Here is a 17901-nt window from a genome sequence, read left to right on the forward strand (position 1 = left end):
GGCTTGCGTATAATGCCCTAGGTGAGGCGATAGATCCGCTCGGCATTGATCGCAAAGAGCTTTTGCTGGTTCTCCGCGGTCTCGTCCGAGACGATCTCGGAAAGAGCCTCGACCCAGCGCGTCAGGGTGCCGGTTTTGGTGACGACGGGATAATCGGAGCCGAAAACGACGCGGTCCCAGCCAAAGCTTTCGATGACATGCTCGACATAGGGGCGGAGGGTTTCGGTGGTCCAATCGGGGTCGCAGTGATTGACGATGCCCGAGACCTTGCCATGGACATTGGGGAGTGCAGCAATCGACTGAAGGTCGCGACGCCAGGGGTCTAGACCGATGCCGTTGATATCCGGATTGCCGCAGTGATCGAGAATGAACGTCACCTCGGGCAGCTTTCGCGCCAGCGCCACGCCGAGATGAAGCTGATCGGCGCGGAGGCATAGATCGAAGGTCAGGTTGTGTTTGGCAAGGAGCCGGAGATTGTCAGCGAAAAGCTGAGGCTGGCTGACGCTATCGTCGATCTCGTGGAGGATGCGGCGCAGGCCCTTGATGCGGGTGCCGCCGATGGCGAGCAGCCGATCGAGCTGGGCCGGAAAATCGGCGTGCTCGGGACGGCAGGCGGCGATTGCGCCGACAATCCCTGGAAGCCCGAGGACGAAACCGGTCTCTTTTTCGATGTCGCTTTCCGTTACATCGACTTCCATGTGCAGGGCCTGCTCAATGCCGAGGGGCTTGGCTTCGGCCCAATAGATTTCGGCCGGCCAGGGCTTGTTGATCGCTGGTGCGCCTGAGAGCCACGGGTAGGTAAGACGATCGGGGTAGATAAGATGCAGATGGGTATCGATGATGCGCATGGGTCCTCCGGTCGAGAGACTAGCAGAAGACAGCGCGGATTGAACGCGCTAGAGCCAGCCAATCGATTGATAGGGACGGGCTCCTTTTTGCCGCCCGGACGTTATTGAGGGCGGAAAACGTCGAGGCGATATGGATAGAGAGGCGCGAAATCCGGTTCTGGTGACGCATGCGCGGGGCAATTCGCCCTTCGTGATCGTGTGCGATCATGCCTCGAACCGCATCCCCGAACGCTATGGCGATCTTGGTCTTTCGCCGAGCGAAAGGCTGAGCCACATTGCCTGGGACCCAGGCGCGCTGGCGGTAAGCCGCTATCTCTCCGAAAGCCTCAATGCGCCGCTGATCGAATCGACCGTGTCGCGGCTGATCATCGACTGTAATCGCGCGCTCACGGCGCCCGACCTGATCTGGACGCTTTCGGAGCGGACGCGGATCGTCGCCAATGAAAATCTCAGCGAAGAAGAGCGGCAATTCCGGATCAACAATTATCACCGGCCCTTTCATGGGGCGATCGAGATGCTGCTCGAAGCGCGGCGCAATGCGGGCCGAGAGACGATCCTTGTCTGCATGCATTCGTTCACCCCGGTCTATCTCGGCGTGGCGCGACCCTGGCCCATCGGGGTGCTGCATGGACGCGACAGCCGCTTTACCGAAAGGCTGCGCGACGCCATGGCCGAAGAACAACCGGACCTCAATATCGGCTGGAACGAACCTTATGCGGCGCTGACAGGAGTTACCCTGACGCTTGAAAAGCATGGGGACGGGCGCGGCATCGAATCGACGATGATCGAATTGCGCAATGACGAGATCCTCTCGCCCGAAGGGGCACGCCGATGGGCGGGTCTTTTGGCGCGCAGCCTTAAAGTTGCGCGCCTCAAGGGCGGACGAAGATAGACTGTCCTCAGCCGGCGACGGTTTTAGCGGTCGCCTTGGCGCCTTCGTCAAACAGGCTTTCGAGATGGCCGATCACGGTCTCGCGGAAGACCGCATTGCTGGCGAGATCGGTACCAAAGATTTCGGTGAGGGCGGAGAGGCCGTCGTAGAGCGCTTCGGCATCATCCCCGGCATCGGCTGAGATGGCCATCATCTTGAGGGCATGCGGATCGCGCACATCGATTTCGCTGCCGTCTTCGGCGACCCCGGTGACATAGCGCATCCAAGCGGCAACGCCGAGCGCTAGGCGGGTGATCGGCTGACCGGCCTTGACGCGATCGCGGATGGTACCGAGAAGGCGTTGGGGCAGTTTTTGGCTGCCATCCATGGCGATCTGCCAGGTGCGGTGCTTTAGCGCCGGATTGCGGAAGCGCTCGAGCAGTTGATCGCGATAGGCGCCGAGATCGGTACCGGGCATATCGAGCGTAGGCATGGCTTCTTCGGTCATGAGGCCATGGATGAGTTTGACATAGGCCGGATCGCCCATGACCTCGGCGATATATTGGTAGCCGCCGAGATAGCCGAGATAGGCCATGGTCGAATGCGAGCCATTGAGCATGCGAAGTTTCATCAGCTCGAAGGGTTCGACATCTTTCACCAGTTGCGCGCCGACCTTTTCGAAGGCGGGGCGGCCGGCGGGGAAGTGATCCTCGATCACCCATTGGGTAAAGGGCTCGGTCATGATCGGCCATGCATCTTCGGCGCCGATGAGATCGGCGACCTCGGCGCGATCAGCGTCCGTGGTGGAGGGCACGATGCGATCGACCATGGTCGAGGGGAAGGCGACGGCTTCGACCCAAGTGCCGAGATCGGCATCGCGGAGGTCGGCAAAGCGGGTAACGATGCGCTTGGCGGTTTCACCATTGGACGGGAGATTGTCGCAGCTCATGACTGTGAAGGGCGCAACACCGGCAGCCTTGCGGCGTGCGAGCGCTTCGACCAGCATGCCGGGCGCCGATTTCGGCGCGCTGGGATTGGCGAGATCGTGGACGATGTCCGGATGCTTCTGGTCGAGTTCGCCGGTTGCCGGATCGTGGCAATAGCCCTTCTCGGTGACGGTCAGGGAGACGATGCGGATGTCGGCGGAGGCCATCAGGGCAAGTAGTTCTTCGCGCTGCGTGTTCGCATCCATCACCGAGAGGATCGAGCCGATGACGCGCGGATGGGTGCCCGCCGCATCGCGCACGGCGATGGTGTAGAGCCCGCCTTGGGGTTCAAGCGCGTCTTTGGTATCGGGGCGGCGGAGGCTCGCGCCGACAATGCCCCAGCTCGGGTCTTGGGCAAGGAGATCATCGACATAGACCGCCATATGGGCGCGGTGGAAGGCGCCGATGCCGAGATGCACGATACCCGGAGTGACCTTGGCCCGATCATAGTTCGGCACGCCGATGCCCGCTTTGAGAGAGCCGAGGGTTTTGGGGCTGAGGCGTGGGTTGGTCATGTCGGCTCCGGAATGAAATCGGGCGCAGCATAGTGGCTTCCAATCTTGTATGGAAGGGTGGGCTTGCGCTGTCGTCTAAGACTTGCGGCGGGGTGTTGCGCCCGGCATAAGCCTTGGAACCACTGAGGAGGAAAGCGTCATGGCCGGCAAGCGGATCGTCAGCATCGGGGAATGCATGATCGAAATGAGCGGCGGCGAGGACCGGAATTATCGCCTAGGCTATGCCGGCGACACCCTCAACACCGCCTGGTATCTGCGCGCCCTGCTCGGCAAGGATTGGGGGGTCGATTATGTGACGGCGCTCGGCAAGGACCGCTACTCCGACGATATCAGGGCTTTTCTCAAGACCAACCATATCGGCACCGACCATATCGGCACGGTGCCGGAGCGGCGGCCGGGTCTCTATATGATCCATCAGGATAAGGGTGACCGGCACTTTACCTATTGGCGCGATCAGTCGGCGGCGAAGCTCTTGGCGGACGACAAGGCGGCGCTCGACAAGGCTGTTGCGGGCGCGAGCTTGGTTTACTTTTCGGGCATCACGCTCGCAATCCTCGCGCCTCGGGCGCGCGGACGGTTGCTCGGGGCGATCGTCAAGGCACGGGATAATGGCGCAAAAATCGCCTTCGATACCAATCTGCGGCCGGCGCTGTGGTCGAGCCAAAGGGTGATGGCTTCGGTGCTGACGGCAGCGGCGAGCCTTTGCGATATCGTCTTGCCCACGCACTCGGACGAAGCACCGCTCTTTGGCGACAAGACGGTGGAAGACACCGCCGAGCGCTATCTCGAACTGGGGGTGGAAGAGGTGGTGGTCAAGGACGGGGCGAAGGAAGCGTTTATCGCGACGGCAACGGAGCGGGTCAGCATTTCGCCCAAGCCGGTGGAGAAGGTTGTCGATGCGACGGGGGCCGGGGATAGTTTTAACGGCGGCTATCTGTCAGCGCGGCTTGAAGGCAAATCGACCCGCGAGGCGGCGGAAGAGGCGCACCGAGTGGCCGGGGTGGTGATCGGGCACAAGGGGGCTTTGGTGGAGCGCAAATTTTTGGGGTAAGGGATACCCGAGCATCACCCCCTCCCAACCTCCCCCATCAAGGGGGAGGTGCCGCATCGAGTTGATGGTCGGATCTGATCAAACCCGCAACTTCTTCACCTCCCCCTTGATGGGGGAGGCCGGGAGGGGGCGACCCTTACTCCCCATCCATCTTCAAAAATTCCTCGCCCGACAGAATGATCTTGTCGTCAATCTTGCCGATCGCCTTGGGGTTCTTGCCATCGAATTCGAAGCCATCGAGCAGGGTGCGGATGACGTTGAGCCGCAACCGGCGTTTGTCGTTGGCGCGGACGACGGTCCAGGGCGCGTGCTTGCTGTCGGTGCGCTCGAGCATGCGGTCGCGCGCCTTGGAATAATCATCCCATTTGCTGAGCGCTTCGAGATCGATCGGCGAGAGCTTCCAGGTTTTGAGCGGATCATGGCGGCGATCGTGGAAGCGCTTCAATTGCATTTCGCGGCCGATCGAGAGCCAGAATTTGAAGAGTTTTATACCGTCGCGCGTCAGGCGCTTTTCAAATTCGGGGGCTTCTTCGAGGAAGAGTTCGGTTTCTTGCGGGGTGCAAAAGCCCATGACGGGTTCGACGCCGGCGCGATTGTACCAGGAGCGGTCGAACAGCACCATTTCGCCGGCGGCCGGGAGCCAATCGATATAGCGCTGAAAATACCACTGGGTGCGCTCGCGATCATTGGGCTTGGGCAGCGCCGCAATGACATTGTAGCGCGGATTGAGGTTTTCCATGATCGTCTTGATCGTGCCGCCTTTGCCCGCGGCGTCGCGGCCTTCGAAGACGACGACGATGCGCTCGCCGGCCTTGGCCATATGCGCCTGGAGCAGCACAAGCTGCTTTTGCAGGGCATAAAGCTGCATGTCATACTCGGTGCGGTCGAGCTTCTTGTCATAGGGAAAACCGCCCGATTTGAGGGCTGCCTTATCGATGGCATGGGGCAGTTCGGGATTGTCGATGTCAAAGCTCAAAAAGGGATCGCTCACGCTGTCGCTCCGTTGTTACATGCACCGTGCTAAAAACTGGGGTCCCGCGCAAGAGGCGGGAGCAAGCGATTGATTCGGCGGCCCAAAATGGACGATTCCCAATCGGCCCAAACTCTTCATGGTGCACAGCCCCTGCTGTCCCGTCTTGTGCACTATGCCGGGCTTCTCATCGGTCTTGCCGGTCTCTTTGTCGCGCTCGTGGCATTTGGCAATCTGCGGCCTGATCTGGCCATCCTGGCCTATGGGTTCGTCGTCGGCTTCGTCGCCTTCCTGCCGCTGCCCGTGCGCGAGGTGATGCGGATCGTCGAAGCCCCCGCGCCGGTGCTCGAGGCGCCGGATAATACCGATACCGTCATGGCCGCCTTTGCCGAGGCCTTGGGCGAAGCCTGTCTCGTGCTCGACCAGCGCGGAGCCGTCGCCTATCGCAACCGGGCCGCGCTCCGGCAATATCCCAATGTGCAGCCGGGCAAGGTTCTGACCCTTGTCATGCGCAATCCCGACCTCGTCTCGGCGGTGGATGCGACGCTGCGCACCGGCATGCCGCATAGTTTCGAACTGCATGAAACCCTGCCCAGCGAAACCTGGGACCGGGTAACCGTGGCGCCCATTCGCCAACCCGATAGCGATTGGCTGAGCGAAGGCGGGCGGCACCTGCTCGTCACTTTCCAGAGCCTCACTGAACTCAAGCGCGTCGATGCCATGCGCACCGATTTCATCGCCAATGCCAGCCACGAATTGCGCACGCCACTGGCCTCGCTGCTTGGCTTTATCGATACGCTTCTGGGGCCCGCGGCACGCGATGCGGTGGCGCGCGAAAAATTCCTCGGCATCATGCGCGGCCAGGCTGATCGCATGAGCCGGCTGATCGATGATCTCTTGAGCCTCTCGCGCATCGAAATGTATCAGCATGTGCGACCGACGGGCTCGGTCGACCTTGCAGCACTGTTGCGCGAAGTGCGCGAAGGGCTGCAGACGCAGGCCAAGGCTGCCGAGCTCGATGTGGTGCTCAGCCTGCCCGAGGGCGCCGTGATGGTGACCGGCGATCGCAACCAGCTCTATGAGGTTTTTGAGAACCTCATCGACAACGCGATCAAATATGGCGCGGACGGGAAGACGGTCGATGTGTCACTGGTCCACATCGAGCGCGGCGGGTTCAAGCACCTCGTGAGCGTTATCGACCATGGGCCCGGCGTCGAGCCAGAGCATGTGCCGCGCATGACGGAACGGTTTTACCGCATCGATGCCGAGACGAGCCGTAAGAAGAAGGGCACGGGGCTGGGGCTCGCCATCGTCAAGCACATCGTGCAGCGGCACCGCGGCAATATTTCCATCAAGAGCCGGCCCGGCGAAGGCCTGCGCGTGGATGTTATGCTGCCATAAGGTGCCAGTGGTGCTTCAGGCCGGATCGAAATCCGCCGGGCGATGCACTTCCACCAACCCACTCGCAAAGCGCTTGGCATTTTCGACATAGCGATCGGCCGATGCGGTCAATGCAGCAATGGCCGCTTTATCGAGCGTGCGGATCACTTTGCCGGGCGCGCCGACGACGATGGAATTGTCGGGGATCTCCTTGCCCTCGGTAACAAGCGCATTGGCGCCGATGAGACAGTTTCTGCCGATTTTTGCCCCATTGAGCACGGTGGCGCCCATGCCGATCAGCGTGTTGTCGCCAATGGTGCAGCCATGGATGATGGCGCTGTGGCCGATGGTGCAGTTTTCCCCGATGGTCAGGGGAAAACCTCTGTCGGTGTGAAGGACGCAGTTTTCTTGGATATTGGAGCGCGCGCCCACGCGGATCGGCTCGATATCGCCGCGGAGAACCACGCCGAACCAGATGCCGACCTCGGGGCCGAGATGGCAATCGCCAATGATTGTCGCGGACGGGGCGAGGTAGCCGATCTCGGGGGAAATGTCCGGGTGGATGCCGTCGAGGGCGTAGATGGGCATAAGGTCCTCCGGGGATAGTGTGGCGGCATAGTAGTTGAGTGGCGTTAGATCTTCACCCCATAGGCTTCGCGCATTTCGCCGATCTCTCGCAAGGTCTGATGGAATAACGACCAGTCGTCATTCTCGGCGATCGGCGCCCAGATGGCTTCGACGTCGTCGATTAGCATGGTGCGCGGATTTGATCGGGCGAAATAGGGATGAGCGAGATTGACGGTTGCAGTGGGCGCGAAAGCTTCGAGTGCGTTGGCGACGGGGCGGAAGGCATCGCTGGCGTAAAATTCGGTGGAGGGGCTTTGGGCGGCGCGTTGGGCGCTGAGGGCGCCGCCGCGCCAATCGAAGAAGAATTGTTCGTAAGGCGCCTTGCTGGCGGTGAGGAAACCGAAAAGAGCGGTGACGAAGGCATTGTTGTCGTCTTCGCTGCGGGGTTCGAGTCCGAGACGGGCGAGCATGGCGAGGGGGAGGGCGGTGCGGAATGTAGGCCAGACGGTGTTGAGCGCAGGCTCAAGAGTGTCGATGCTCGAGAGCGGTACCAGGCATTCGGCGAGGCGCGTCAGGTTCCAGGCCAGGGTGTCGAGCTGGCGGCCGAAGCTGTAAAGGCCCGTTTCATCGAAATAGGCGGCGGTGAAATCGGGGTCATATGCTGGCAGGAACCGCCAGGGGCCGTAATCGAAACTCTCGCCGGTAATGTTGATATTGTCGGTGTTGAGGACGCCATGGACGAAACCGGCGGCGATCCATTGTGCGCCAAGGTTTGCGACTTTTTGGACCACGGCTTCGAGGAGGGCTGCGGCGGGATCGGATGCGCCGGCGAGATGCGGATAATAGTTGGCGATGGAATAATCGACGAGGCGGCGGAGGTTTTCGGTGTCCTCGAGATAGGCCAGGCGCTGGAAGGTGCCGATGCGGATGTGACTATGGCTGAGCCGGGTCAGGACGGCGGAGCGGGTGGGCGAGGGTTCGTCGCCACGATAAAGCGCTTCGCCGGTTTCAACGAGCGAGAAGCTCTTAGATGTGTAGACGCCCAAGGCTTCGAGCATTTCGGTGGCGAGCACTTCGCGTACGCCGCCCTTGAGCGTCAGTCGTCCGTCGCCCCCGCGCGACCACGGGGTTTTGCCTGTGCCCTTGGTGCCGAAATCGAGCAGGCGGCCGTCAATTGGGTCGACGCATTGGGCAAACAAAAATCCGCGGCCATCGCCGAGATCGGAATTGTAGCTGCGAAACTGGTGGCCGTGATAGCGGAGCGCCAGGGGCTGAGGGAGCGAACCGGGCAGCGGCGCGAAACGGCCGAAATGATTGAGCCATTCGGCCTCGCTGAGCTCGCCAAGCCCGATGCGCTCGGCCCAGCGCTGATCGCGATGGCGCAAAACAGTCTGCGGGAAATCTGCGGGGCGGACGGGATCGAAGAAATCGGGGCCGAGTTCGGCGTGGCGGCGCGCAGGGATGAAAGTGGTCATGGCGCTCTCCGTATCGCATCCGGCATGCAAGGCTCCGATGCAGGCGCCTCTATGGCGCGGTCAATCAAATCGGCCTATATCATGCGGGATGATACAGCTTGCTCCTTTTCAAGCCGCCATCTTCGATATGGACGGCACCTTGCTCGACACCGAAGCGGTGTTCAAGACCATCGTCTTCGAAGTCTGCGCCGATCTCGGTTTTGAAATGACCGACGATGTGCATCGTTCCATGGTCGGTGGCAGCCATGAGCGCACCAATCAATTGCTGCTCGAAGCCTATGGCGTGAGCTTCCCCTATGCGCTGTTCGACGAAAAATGCCGCGTCAGCATGCGCGAGCGCTCGCATGGCGGCGTGCCGGTCAAGGCCGGTGTGCGCGACTTTATCGCGGCGCTCCATGCCAACAATATCCGCACGGCGGTAGCGACCTCGTCGCGCAATCCCCATGCCCAGCATCACCTTTCAGCGGCCGGGTTGCTCGATCTCTTCGAAACGATCGTGACGCGGGATGATGTGACTCACCCCAAGCCGCATCCCGAGCCATACCTGACGGCGGCGCGGCGGCTCGATGTGGCACCCAAGGATTGCCTCGCGCTCGAAGACAGCTATGCCGGGGTGCACGCGGCGCATGCGGCCGGGATGCAGACCATCATGGTCCCCGACCTCGTCCATCCAAGCGAAGAAATCCTCGCTTTGGGGATCGCCGTGATGGAAAGCCTGACCCATGTTCATGCGGCCGCCTTCCCGGTTCGCCGTTAGGTCTTCTTGTCTTTTTGTCTCCTTGAAGCGCCCGCGAAAGCGGGCGTTGGTTTTTGCTCATCCGCAGGAGCCCTCGGGTCCACATTAAGATTTGATCGCGCCCAAAAGCGCATAAAATTCTAACAAAACCCGAAAGTCTTTGCTGAGCATGCGGCAAGCCCATGAATTTCATGGGTTTTCTTTCGCGGCTTTGCCCATTAACCCTACCTTAAGAAGCTAAGGCGTATGGTTAACCCAGCGTAAATTTCGGCTTCCATCTCACTGCGGGCTTGGCTAGTGTGCAGCCCACAATGAAGGGGTCTCAAGACTCCACCAGAAGGCTCACCGGAGGTACCGGCTGAGCTCAGGGGCAAGGACGGGGCATTGACTGCATCTTGGCGGGCTAGGTTTGTGCGTGCCGCTTCCAAGGCGGCGGTGGTGGGTGCGATGGCACTCGTCGCAGGGCTCATCGCTTCTCCGCTTGTGGTTCGTGCCAACGAAAAAGCCGATTTCGTTCTCCCTCTCGCCATTCCCGCGCCGATCGCTCAATTGCGCTTGCAGCCCGCGCCTGGTGCGACCGATCTGCCACTGGCACCGGGCCAGCAGAAACTCACTGCCGCACTTCTCACCAATTACGTTGCCCGCCAGCAGCAGCTGCGCGCCGTCGACGTGACCGAAGCGGGCATTCAGTTGCCACTCTCCAATGAAATGCTGATGGGCTATATCGCTCGCGGTTCGCTTGCCGGCGGCAATACCGCGCTTTCCGCCATCGACAGTTTCATGAAGCCGGTTTCCGAGCACAAGCCGACCGTGACCCCGGAACTGCTCGATGCCTATATCGCCTCGGGCTACGAGCCGATGGCCAAGCGCGTCGAGGTGGCGAATGCCGAGCGCGATTGCCTCGCGCAGGCGATCTATCACGAAGCCCGCGGCGAGAGCCAAGCCGGCCAATTGGCCGTAGCCAATGTCATCGTCAACCGCGCGCGCTCGGACAAGTACCCGTCCTCGCTCTGTGGCGTGATCTATCAGGGCGCCAAGAACGGCCGCTATCGCTGCCAGTTCACCTTTGCCTGCGACGGCAACAATGACGCGCCGAGCGAGCGCCAGGCCTGGGCCCGCTCGACCGCGCTCGCCAAGGATGTTTACGCAGAATATGCGATGGGCGACGAAATCGGCGCCGTGCCGGATTCGGCGCTATTTTATCACACGACCAATGTGCGTCCGTCGTGGTCGTATACCTATAGCCGCGTGGCTGAGGTCGGGGCGCATATCTTTTACGCGCCGAACTGATTGACGGTTGTTGAGAGTGAGTTGTTGGATCCCCGCGTGAGCGGGGATTTTTGTTTTTAGGGGCGTCTAGCGTCGGCACCGAGACTGCCATCACCCCCTCCTAACCTCCCCCGTCAAGGGGGAGGTGCCGTATCCAGTGTGGGTGGGGTCTATTCAAGATCGCGGTCCTTCACCCTCCCCCTGGCGGGGAGGGTTGGCGAGGGGGGCGGGCGCCCCGATTGCATCTCACTGCGAAAGTTTAGACACACAAAAAGGGGCGCCGGAGCGCCCCTTGTCGTTCGGTTATGAAACCGCTCACTCCGCTGCTTGCGCCAGTTGCGGGCCGGCATCGGCGTCGGCGGTGGGGCCGAATTTGGCGAAATTCTTGCGGAAGAGGTCGACGAGTTTGGTGGCCTGGAGGTCATAGGCGTCGGTATCGGCCCAGCATTGACGCGGATCGAGGAGGCGGGGGGCGACGCCTTCGACCGAGAGCGGGACGTCGAAGCCGAAGAGCGGATCGGTGCGGGTCGGGGCGTTGTCGAGCGTGCCGTCGAGCGCTGCAGTGAGGAGGCGCCGGGTCGAGGCGATGTCGATCCGCTTGCCGGTGCCATAGGCGCCGCCGGTCCAGCCGGTATTGAGGAGCCAGACCTGCGCGCCGCTCTGTTCGAGGCGCTCGGCGAGCATCTTGCCATAGACTGTGGGGTGGAGGGGCATGAAGGGCGCGCCGAAACAGGCCGAGAAAGTGGCTTGCGGCTCGGTGACGCCGCGCTCGGTGCCGGCAACCTTGGCTGTATAACCCGACAGGAAGTGGTAGACGGCCTGGTCCTGCGTCAGCTTGGCAAGCGGGGGCAGAACGCCAAAGGCGTCGGCCGTGAGGAAGACGACGGTCTTTGGCGTGCCGCCAACGCTGCCCTTGGCAATGGACGGGAGAACATGGAGCGGATAGGCGGCGCGGGTGTTTTCGGTCAGCGATACGTCGTCGAATTCAGGAACGTGCGCGTCGTCGAGAATGACGTTTTCGAGGACTGTGCCGAAGCTGCGGGTGGCGGCAAAGATTTCGGGCTCTGCTTCGGCGCTGAGTTTGACGGTTTTCGCATAGCACCCGCCTTCAAGGTTGAAGACTCCATCAGCGCTCCAGCCGTGTTCGTCGTCGCCGATCAGCGGACGGTTCGGGTCGTTGGAAAGGGTCGTCTTGCCAGTGCCCGAAAGGCCGAAGAAGAGCGCAGCTTCGCCATCGGGGCCGAGATTAGCCGAGCAGTGCATAGGCAGTACGTCATTGGCCGGGGCGTGGAAATTGAACAGCGAGAAGACGCTCTTCTTGATTTCGCCGGCATAGAGCGTACCGGCGACGAGCACGATGTTGCGCGCCATGTCGAGGGCAATGACGGTTTCGGTGCGCGTGCCGTGGCGGGCCGGGTCGGCCGTGAAAAGCGGAGCGTGGATGATGGTCACGGGCATGGCGTCTGGCGCCGCGTCGATCCCTTCGCCGGGGCGGATAAGGAGATTGCGGATGAACAGCGCATGCCAGGCGCTGGGGGTAAGGACGGTAACGCCATATTGGTGGCGCGGATCGGCGCCTGCGATCAGGTCCTGGCGGTGGAGGTCTTGGCCGGCAAGGTGGGCCTTGATGTCAGCGAGCAGCAGATCGAACTGAGCCGGGGTCAACGCACCGGCATTGTCCCACCAGACGGTGTTTTCAGTTGCGGCATCGCGGACGATGAACTTGTCCTTGGGCGAGCGGCCGGTAAAGGCGCCGGTTTCGACCGAGACTGCGCCATGGGCGGTGAGTTTGGCGCCGTTTCCGGCAAGCGCCGCAGCAACCAGAGCGGGCGCGATGGCGTTTTCGCTCAGCGAAAGGGCCGCTTCGGCGATATCCCGACGCAGGCTGGCATGGTCCTCGACGCGCATATTCTGTCTCCATCAGGGGCCGGATACGGCGCCGTTGAAGACAAAATAGGCCGCGCTATCCCTAGCGGACTATCTGGAAATCGGTCGTAAGACGGAAGTCGAACCGAGGCTTTTCGAGATGGGTCATCTGGCGTTAGACTTGGCCGCGCCTTATTTAACACGTAATTGTCGCCTGCAACGTCGCGCTCGGCTTAACTCGCCAAAAGAATATAAGCGTCGCTAAAAGAAAGGCAGAATATGCCCAAAATCGCCCTGGTGGACGACGATCGGAACATTCTCACCTCCGTCTCCCTCACCCTTGAAGCCGAAGGCTATCAGGTGGCAACCTATACCGACGGTGCCTCTGGCCTGGAAGGCTTGACCAGCGATCGGCCCGATCTCGCCATTCTCGATATCAAGATGCCGCGCATGGATGGCATGGAACTGCTGCGGCGCCTCCGTCAGAAGTCCGATGTGCCGGTAATCTTCCTTACTTCCAAGGATGAAGAGATCGACGAGCTCTTTGGGCTCAAGATGGGCGCGGATGATTTCATCACCAAGCCGTTCAGCCAGCGTCTCCTCGTCGAACGCGTCAAGGCGATCCTCCGCCGCTCCGCGCCCCGCGATCCGTCGGCCGCACCGGGCACGGTGGGTGAACCAGTGCCAAGCAAGGCGCTGATCGAGCGCGGTTCGCTGGTAATGGACGAAGAGCGCCACACCTGCACCTGGAAGGGCCAGCGCGTGACGCTGACCGTCACCGAGTTTCTCATTCTCCAGGCGCTTGCGCTGCGGCCTGGCGTCGTCAAATCGCGAAACGCGCTGATGGATGCGGCTTATGACGATCAGGTCTATGTCGATGACCGCACCATCGACAGCCACATCAAGCGGTTGCGCAAGAAGTTCAAGGCGACCGACGACGATTTTGAAATGATCGAGACGCTCTATGGCGTCGGCTATCGCTTCAAGGAGCAATAAGACCCGACGTGGCCACGATCGATCCTGAACTCGATGAGCCGCTCGGCAAGGCCGAGGGGAAAGACGCGCCTGCCGACAAGCATTCGCGGCGGGCGCTGCGCCTGGCGCTGATGCCGCTCGGCAAACTGATCGTCGGCTTCCGGCGCTTCATCGATTTCACGATCTTTTCGAGCCTGACGCGCCGGATCATCGTCCTGAATCTGGCCGGCCTTTTGGTCCTCGTCGTCGGCATTCTCTATCTCAACCAATGGCGCGCGGGCCTGATCGACGCTCGCGTGCAATCTCTCCGCGTGCAGGGCGAAATCATCGCGGCCGCCATCGCCGCCTCGGCGACGGTCGATAGCGATGTGATTTCGGTCAATCCGGATCGTCTGGTCGAACTGCAGCAGGGCAATGTCTCCCCGCTCTCCTATTTCGACCCGACGCTGGAATTCCCGATCAGCCCTGAACGGGTGGCACCGCTGCTGCGGAACCTCATCACCCCGACGCGGACACGGGCGCGCATTTATGACCAGCAGGGCCTGCTGATCCTTGATAGCGATAATATCTATGCGCGCGGCGAGGTGATCCGGCAGCAGATCGATACGTCGCGCACGCAGGATTTCTTCCTCGCAGATTGGTGGAACGCCATCATTTCCTGGGCGCCGGGCGATACGTTCTCAAAGTACCAGGAATATGGGGCCGACGAGGGCACGCGCTATCCCGAAGTGGCTTCGGCGCTGCAGGGGGCTCCGGCCGATTTCGTGCGTGTCGATGGACAAAACCAGCTCGTGGTTTCCGTCGCCGTGCCGGTGCAGCGCATGCGCGCGGTGGTCGGGGCAATCCTCCTCTCGACCGCGCCGGGCGATATCGACTCCGTCGTGGCGCAGGAGCGCTGGAGCATTTTGCGCATCGCGCTGATTGCGGCGGCGGTGCAGATCGCACTTTCTCTTCTTTTGGCAGGCACTATCGCGGGTCCTATGCGACGGCTTTCAGCTGCAGCTGAGCGGGTGCAGACTGCCGGCAATGCGCGCGCGGAAATTCCCGACCTGACCGATCGGCCGGATGAAATCGGGCACCTATCCGGCGCGCTGCGGCGTATGACGGATGCGCTTTACAATCGCATCGAGGCCATCGAACGCTTTGCGGCGGACGTGGCGCATGAGCTCAAGAACCCGCTGACTTCGTTGCGTTCGGCGGTCGAAACGCTGCCGCTAGCGAAAAAGCCGGAAGATCGCGCGCGGCTCAACGAAATCATCCAGCATGACGTCAAACGCCTCGACCGGCTGATTACCGACATTTCGAGTGCAAGCCGGCTCGATGCGGAACTGGCGCGCGAAAGCGCCGAGCAGGTCGATATCGAAAAGCTCACCGAAGCCATGGTGGGTATCCAGAAGGACGTGGCGGCGGGCCGCGGGGTCAATGTGGTCATGGGCAAGCGGCTTGGCCGTGGCTCGACCGTGATCAGCGGGCACGAAAGCCGTCTGGCGCAGGTGCTCGCCAATCTGATCGACAATGCGGTGTCCTTCTCGCCGCCCGATGGGACGGTGACGGTTGCGGTTTCGACCGAGACGGACATGATCGTTGCGACGGTGACGGACGAGGGGCCTGGGATCACCGGCGATGTTGGCCGCATCTTCCAGCGGTTTTATACCGACCGGCCGGAAGGTGATGGGTTTGGCAATCACTCTGGATTGGGACTGTCGATTTCCAAACAGATCGTCGATGCGCATAAGGGGACGATCAGGGCGCATAACCGGACGGATCGGTCGGGCGCGGTGTTTACGGTGTCGTTGCCGAAGGCGCGGCGGTAATTCTCTCGTGGTCTGTGGCTCTCGACACCCCCTCCCATCCTCCTCTCCTCAAATCGCTCCACTGGAGCGATTTGCCCTTCGGTACGGCTCGGAGCCCATCAAGGGGGAGGTGAAGGGACTGTGTTTCAGGTGGGATCGTGCCACGCACTCGATGCGGCACCTCCCCCTTGATGGGGGAGGTTGGGAGGGGGTGATCTCTCCATGAATCAGCGAGAAAACATTCACGCCACTGCCATTACCATCGATAGCCACGGCATTCTCATCCGAGGCGTCTCGGGCTCAGGCAAGTCGCTGCTCGCGCTTTATCTGCTCGATCTTTATGGCGCCCGAGGGCGCGAGGTCGCCCTCGTTGCCGATGATCGGGTCGATCTCGAGCACCATGACGATCACGTCATCCTGTCCCCGCCCAAAACCATTGCCGGGCTGATTGAACTGCGCGGCCGCGGCATTATTAGGCGGCCCTCTGTGGAGGCCGTGCATCTGGCGCTGGTTGTTGATCTCGTCCCCGAATTGATCCGCATGCCCGACGATACGGCGTTTTCGACCAGCATTTTCGGCATTCCAGTGCCACGTTGCCCCGTGCCTCAGGCGGGAATCATTGCGCTGGAGCACCAGCGCCTCTTGATCGAAGCGGCGCTCGACGCAATCTCTTTGGGCTCGGGAGCGTGACAATTTATCGCTTGCCTTCCAAGGCTTCGGGGGCAAGACTGGCGCCCGCTCCCGAACGCGCCCGGTGCGGGGAGCGGGGGCTAATGGACTGGGATGGCACCGAGCGCCAGAAGGCGCAGCCATCGTCTGGGGAGATTGCATGATCGGGTTGGTTCTGGTGACGCATGGCGCGCTGGCGGACGAATTCAAGCTGGCGTTCGAGCATGTGGTGGGCCCCCAAGAGCAGTGCGAGACCATCGCTATTGGTCCCGAGGACAATGCCGAGACACGGCGCGAGGATATCCTTGCCGCCATCGATCGCGCCGATAGTGGCGACGGCGTCATCATCCTGACCGATATGTTCGGTGGCACGCCCTCCAACCTTGCCATTTCGGTGATGCAGAACCGGCATGTGGAAGTGATTGCCGGCGTCAATCTGCCGATGCTGGTGAAACTCGGCCGCGTGCGGGGCGATATGGCGCTGCCCGAAGCCGTAGCACTGGCGCAGGAAGCGGGCCGCAAATATATCACCGTCGCCAATTCGATCCTCGGCGGAGCCTGAGAAAATGGACGGTGATCGCGCCGTTGCCCAGCAACTGACCATCGTCAATCGCAAGGGTCTTCACGCCCGCGCGTCGGCACGCTTCGTCCGCACCGCCGAGTGTTTCGATGCCAATCTGCAGGTCATCAAGGATGGGCAATCGGTCAACGGCAATTCCATCATGGGCCTGATGATGCTGGGGGCTGGGCCCGGCTCGACCATTCTGGTGCAAGCGACAGGCAAGCAGGCGCGCGAAGCTCTCGAAGCCATCGTCGAGCTGGTCAATAATGGCTTTGACGAAGACAATGAAGGCATCTGATTAGCTAGAGTTCTGCGAACGAAGCCTTCGCCTTCGGTCTTATAGAAGCGCAGCCGCGTGAGGCCTAGATTATGGGCAACACCGAAATTGCTTCAGGGAGGTCGATCATGATCGACACATCCGTTCAGACCGTCGTCAAATCCAAACCCATCCTGCCGCTCAGCACCACGTTGGGGCCTGTGCATCTCGCCGTAACCGACCGCACCAAGGCGCTCGCCATCTGGCAAGACGTCGTCGGGCTCGACCTTATTGCCGAGCGCGGCAATGCGCTGTTCCTCGGCGCCGGCGGCACCGTGCTCATCGTGCTCGAAACCGGCGCCATCCGCCCGGTCGTGCCGCGCAGCATCGGGCTTTATCACGTCGCCATTCATGTGCCGAAGCGCGTCGATCTTGCGCAGATGGCCGTTCGCGCGCTGCAGCGCAATGTCCGCATTTCGCCCACCGACCACCTTGTCAGCGAAGCCATCTATCTCTGGGACTTTGATGGCAATGGCATCGAGATCACCTTCGAGACGCCATGGCGCGGGACGCTGGGCGATCCGGAAAAGGGCGAGACCTATGCTATCGCGGCCGATGGCAAGCCGCATTCGGGCCGCGAGGCGATCGATCTCGACGACTTGCTGGGTGAGCTGGGGCCAAGCCCGGTCCTTGCTGCACGGATGCCGGCTGGCACGCGCATCGGCCATATCCATCTGCACGTCAACGATCTCGATATCGCCATGACGTTCTATCGCGATGTCATCGGCTTTGCCGGCTTCCTCTTGATCAACTCCTTCGGAATGGGCGATGTCGGGCTCGACTACATGCCCCATACTGTGGCGTTCAACATCTGGTCTGGACCCAACGCCGCACTGCCGTCGGCCGGATCGGCGGGCCTCCGGTGGTTTACGCTCTCCTTGCCCGATGAGGCGACACGAGACGATTTGCTTGAGCGGCTCGCAAAGGCGGGCGCGCCGATCGAGGAGCTCGATGGGAGTATGGAGACGCAAGATCCGTTCGGTAATCGGCTCCGCTTGACGCTCGCAAACTAAACCGCAACTGGCGCGTTTCTGCCCCGAGGGTTTTCATTG

The 17901-nt window shown here is 61.5% G+C and carries 17 protein-coding genes; 11 read left to right on the forward strand and 6 right to left on the reverse strand.

Annotation, left to right across the window (positions count from 1 at the left end; genetic code table 11):
- Positions 1–17: 17 nt before the first annotated feature.
- On the reverse strand, positions 18–848 hold the full coding sequence (locus ASE94_RS01550; protein WP_062628911.1) for an amidohydrolase: 831 nt from the start codon (positions 846–848) through the stop codon (positions 18–20).
- Positions 849–978: 130 nt separating this feature from the next.
- Between ASE94_RS01550 and ASE94_RS01555 the strand changes: the two genes are divergently transcribed.
- Positions 979–1740: an N-formylglutamate amidohydrolase gene (locus ASE94_RS01555; RefSeq protein WP_062628912.1), complete on the forward strand. Its 762-nt coding sequence runs from the start codon at positions 979–981 to the stop codon at positions 1738–1740.
- A 7-nt stretch (positions 1741–1747) separates the two neighbouring features.
- On the opposite strand, the gene ASE94_RS01560 is transcribed toward ASE94_RS01555, so the two are convergent.
- Positions 1748–3220: a mannitol dehydrogenase family protein gene (locus tag ASE94_RS01560; protein ID WP_062628913.1), complete on the reverse strand. Its 1473-nt coding sequence runs from the start codon at positions 3218–3220 to the stop codon at positions 1748–1750.
- A gap of 139 nt (positions 3221–3359) precedes the next feature.
- Here ASE94_RS01560 and ASE94_RS01565 point away from each other — a divergent pair, with 139 nt between their 5' ends.
- Positions 3360–4271 (forward strand): sugar kinase, encoded by a 912-nt coding sequence (locus ASE94_RS01565; protein ID WP_062628914.1) that lies wholly within the window; start codon positions 3360–3362, stop codon positions 4269–4271.
- A gap of 136 nt (positions 4272–4407) precedes the next feature.
- Here ASE94_RS01565 and ppk2 read toward each other — a convergent pair whose 3' ends face one another.
- The gene (ppk2, locus tag ASE94_RS01570) at positions 4408–5262 is read right to left on the reverse strand and encodes a polyphosphate kinase 2 (RefSeq protein ID WP_062628915.1); all 855 of its coding nucleotides are present in this window, start codon (positions 5260–5262) and stop codon (positions 4408–4410) included.
- Positions 5263–5349: 87 nt separating this feature from the next.
- Here ppk2 and ASE94_RS01575 point away from each other — a divergent pair, with 87 nt between their 5' ends.
- Positions 5350–6642: an ATP-binding protein gene (locus tag ASE94_RS01575; protein ID WP_062628916.1), complete on the forward strand. Its 1293-nt coding sequence runs from the start codon at positions 5350–5352 to the stop codon at positions 6640–6642.
- Positions 6643–6657: 15 nt separating this feature from the next.
- On the opposite strand, the gene ASE94_RS01580 is transcribed toward ASE94_RS01575, so the two are convergent.
- Together ASE94_RS01580 and ASE94_RS01585 are read right to left on the reverse strand one after the other, a co-directional pair.
- Complete coding sequence (locus ASE94_RS01580) at positions 6658–7209, reverse strand: gamma carbonic anhydrase family protein (protein WP_062628917.1); 552 nt, start codon at positions 7207–7209, stop codon at positions 6658–6660.
- Positions 7210–7253: 44 nt separating this feature from the next.
- Positions 7254–8663: a protein adenylyltransferase SelO gene (locus ASE94_RS01585; RefSeq protein ID WP_062628918.1), complete on the reverse strand. Its 1410-nt coding sequence runs from the start codon at positions 8661–8663 to the stop codon at positions 7254–7256.
- Between the two features lie 88 nt (positions 8664–8751).
- Between ASE94_RS01585 and ASE94_RS01590 the strand changes: the two genes are divergently transcribed.
- On the forward strand, positions 8752–9420 hold the full coding sequence (locus tag ASE94_RS01590) for an HAD family phosphatase (RefSeq protein WP_061911732.1): 669 nt from the start codon (positions 8752–8754) through the stop codon (positions 9418–9420).
- A 426-nt stretch (positions 9421–9846) separates the two neighbouring features.
- Complete coding sequence (locus ASE94_RS01595) at positions 9847–10689, forward strand: cell wall hydrolase (protein WP_062628919.1); 843 nt, start codon at positions 9847–9849, stop codon at positions 10687–10689.
- Between the two features lie 294 nt (positions 10690–10983).
- Here ASE94_RS01595 and pckA read toward each other — a convergent pair whose 3' ends face one another.
- Positions 10984–12576, reverse strand: a complete 1593-nt coding sequence (pckA, locus tag ASE94_RS01600; protein ID WP_082460740.1) for a phosphoenolpyruvate carboxykinase (ATP) — start codon at positions 12574–12576, stop codon at positions 10984–10986.
- A 237-nt stretch (positions 12577–12813) separates the two neighbouring features.
- Here pckA and ASE94_RS01605 point away from each other — a divergent pair, with 237 nt between their 5' ends.
- The 6 genes from ASE94_RS01605 (at position 12814) to ASE94_RS01630 (ending at position 17862) form a co-directional block, all read left to right on the forward strand.
- Entirely contained in the window at positions 12814–13530 is a 717-nt protein-coding gene (locus tag ASE94_RS01605; protein WP_061911734.1) for a response regulator transcription factor, read from the forward strand.
- 8 nt (positions 13531–13538) lie between these two features.
- On the forward strand, positions 13539–15323 hold the full coding sequence (locus ASE94_RS01610) for a stimulus-sensing domain-containing protein (RefSeq protein WP_244483885.1): 1785 nt from the start codon (positions 13539–13541) through the stop codon (positions 15321–15323).
- Between the two features lie 201 nt (positions 15324–15524).
- Positions 15525–15992: a hypothetical protein gene (locus ASE94_RS01615; RefSeq protein WP_062628920.1), complete on the forward strand. Its 468-nt coding sequence runs from the start codon at positions 15525–15527 to the stop codon at positions 15990–15992.
- A gap of 139 nt (positions 15993–16131) precedes the next feature.
- Positions 16132–16533, forward strand: a complete 402-nt coding sequence (locus ASE94_RS01620; protein ID WP_061911736.1) for a PTS sugar transporter subunit IIA — start codon at positions 16132–16134, stop codon at positions 16531–16533.
- Between the two features lie 4 nt (positions 16534–16537).
- Complete coding sequence (locus ASE94_RS01625; RefSeq protein ID WP_061911737.1) at positions 16538–16831, forward strand: HPr family phosphocarrier protein; 294 nt, start codon at positions 16538–16540, stop codon at positions 16829–16831.
- A gap of 107 nt (positions 16832–16938) precedes the next feature.
- Entirely contained in the window at positions 16939–17862 is a 924-nt protein-coding gene (locus ASE94_RS01630) for a VOC family protein (RefSeq protein ID WP_062628921.1), read from the forward strand.
- The last annotated feature ends 39 nt before the right edge of the window (positions 17863–17901 follow it).

This window comes from Devosia sp. Leaf64, from assembly GCF_001421945.1.
Lineage (GTDB): Bacteria > Pseudomonadota > Alphaproteobacteria > Rhizobiales > Devosiaceae > Devosia.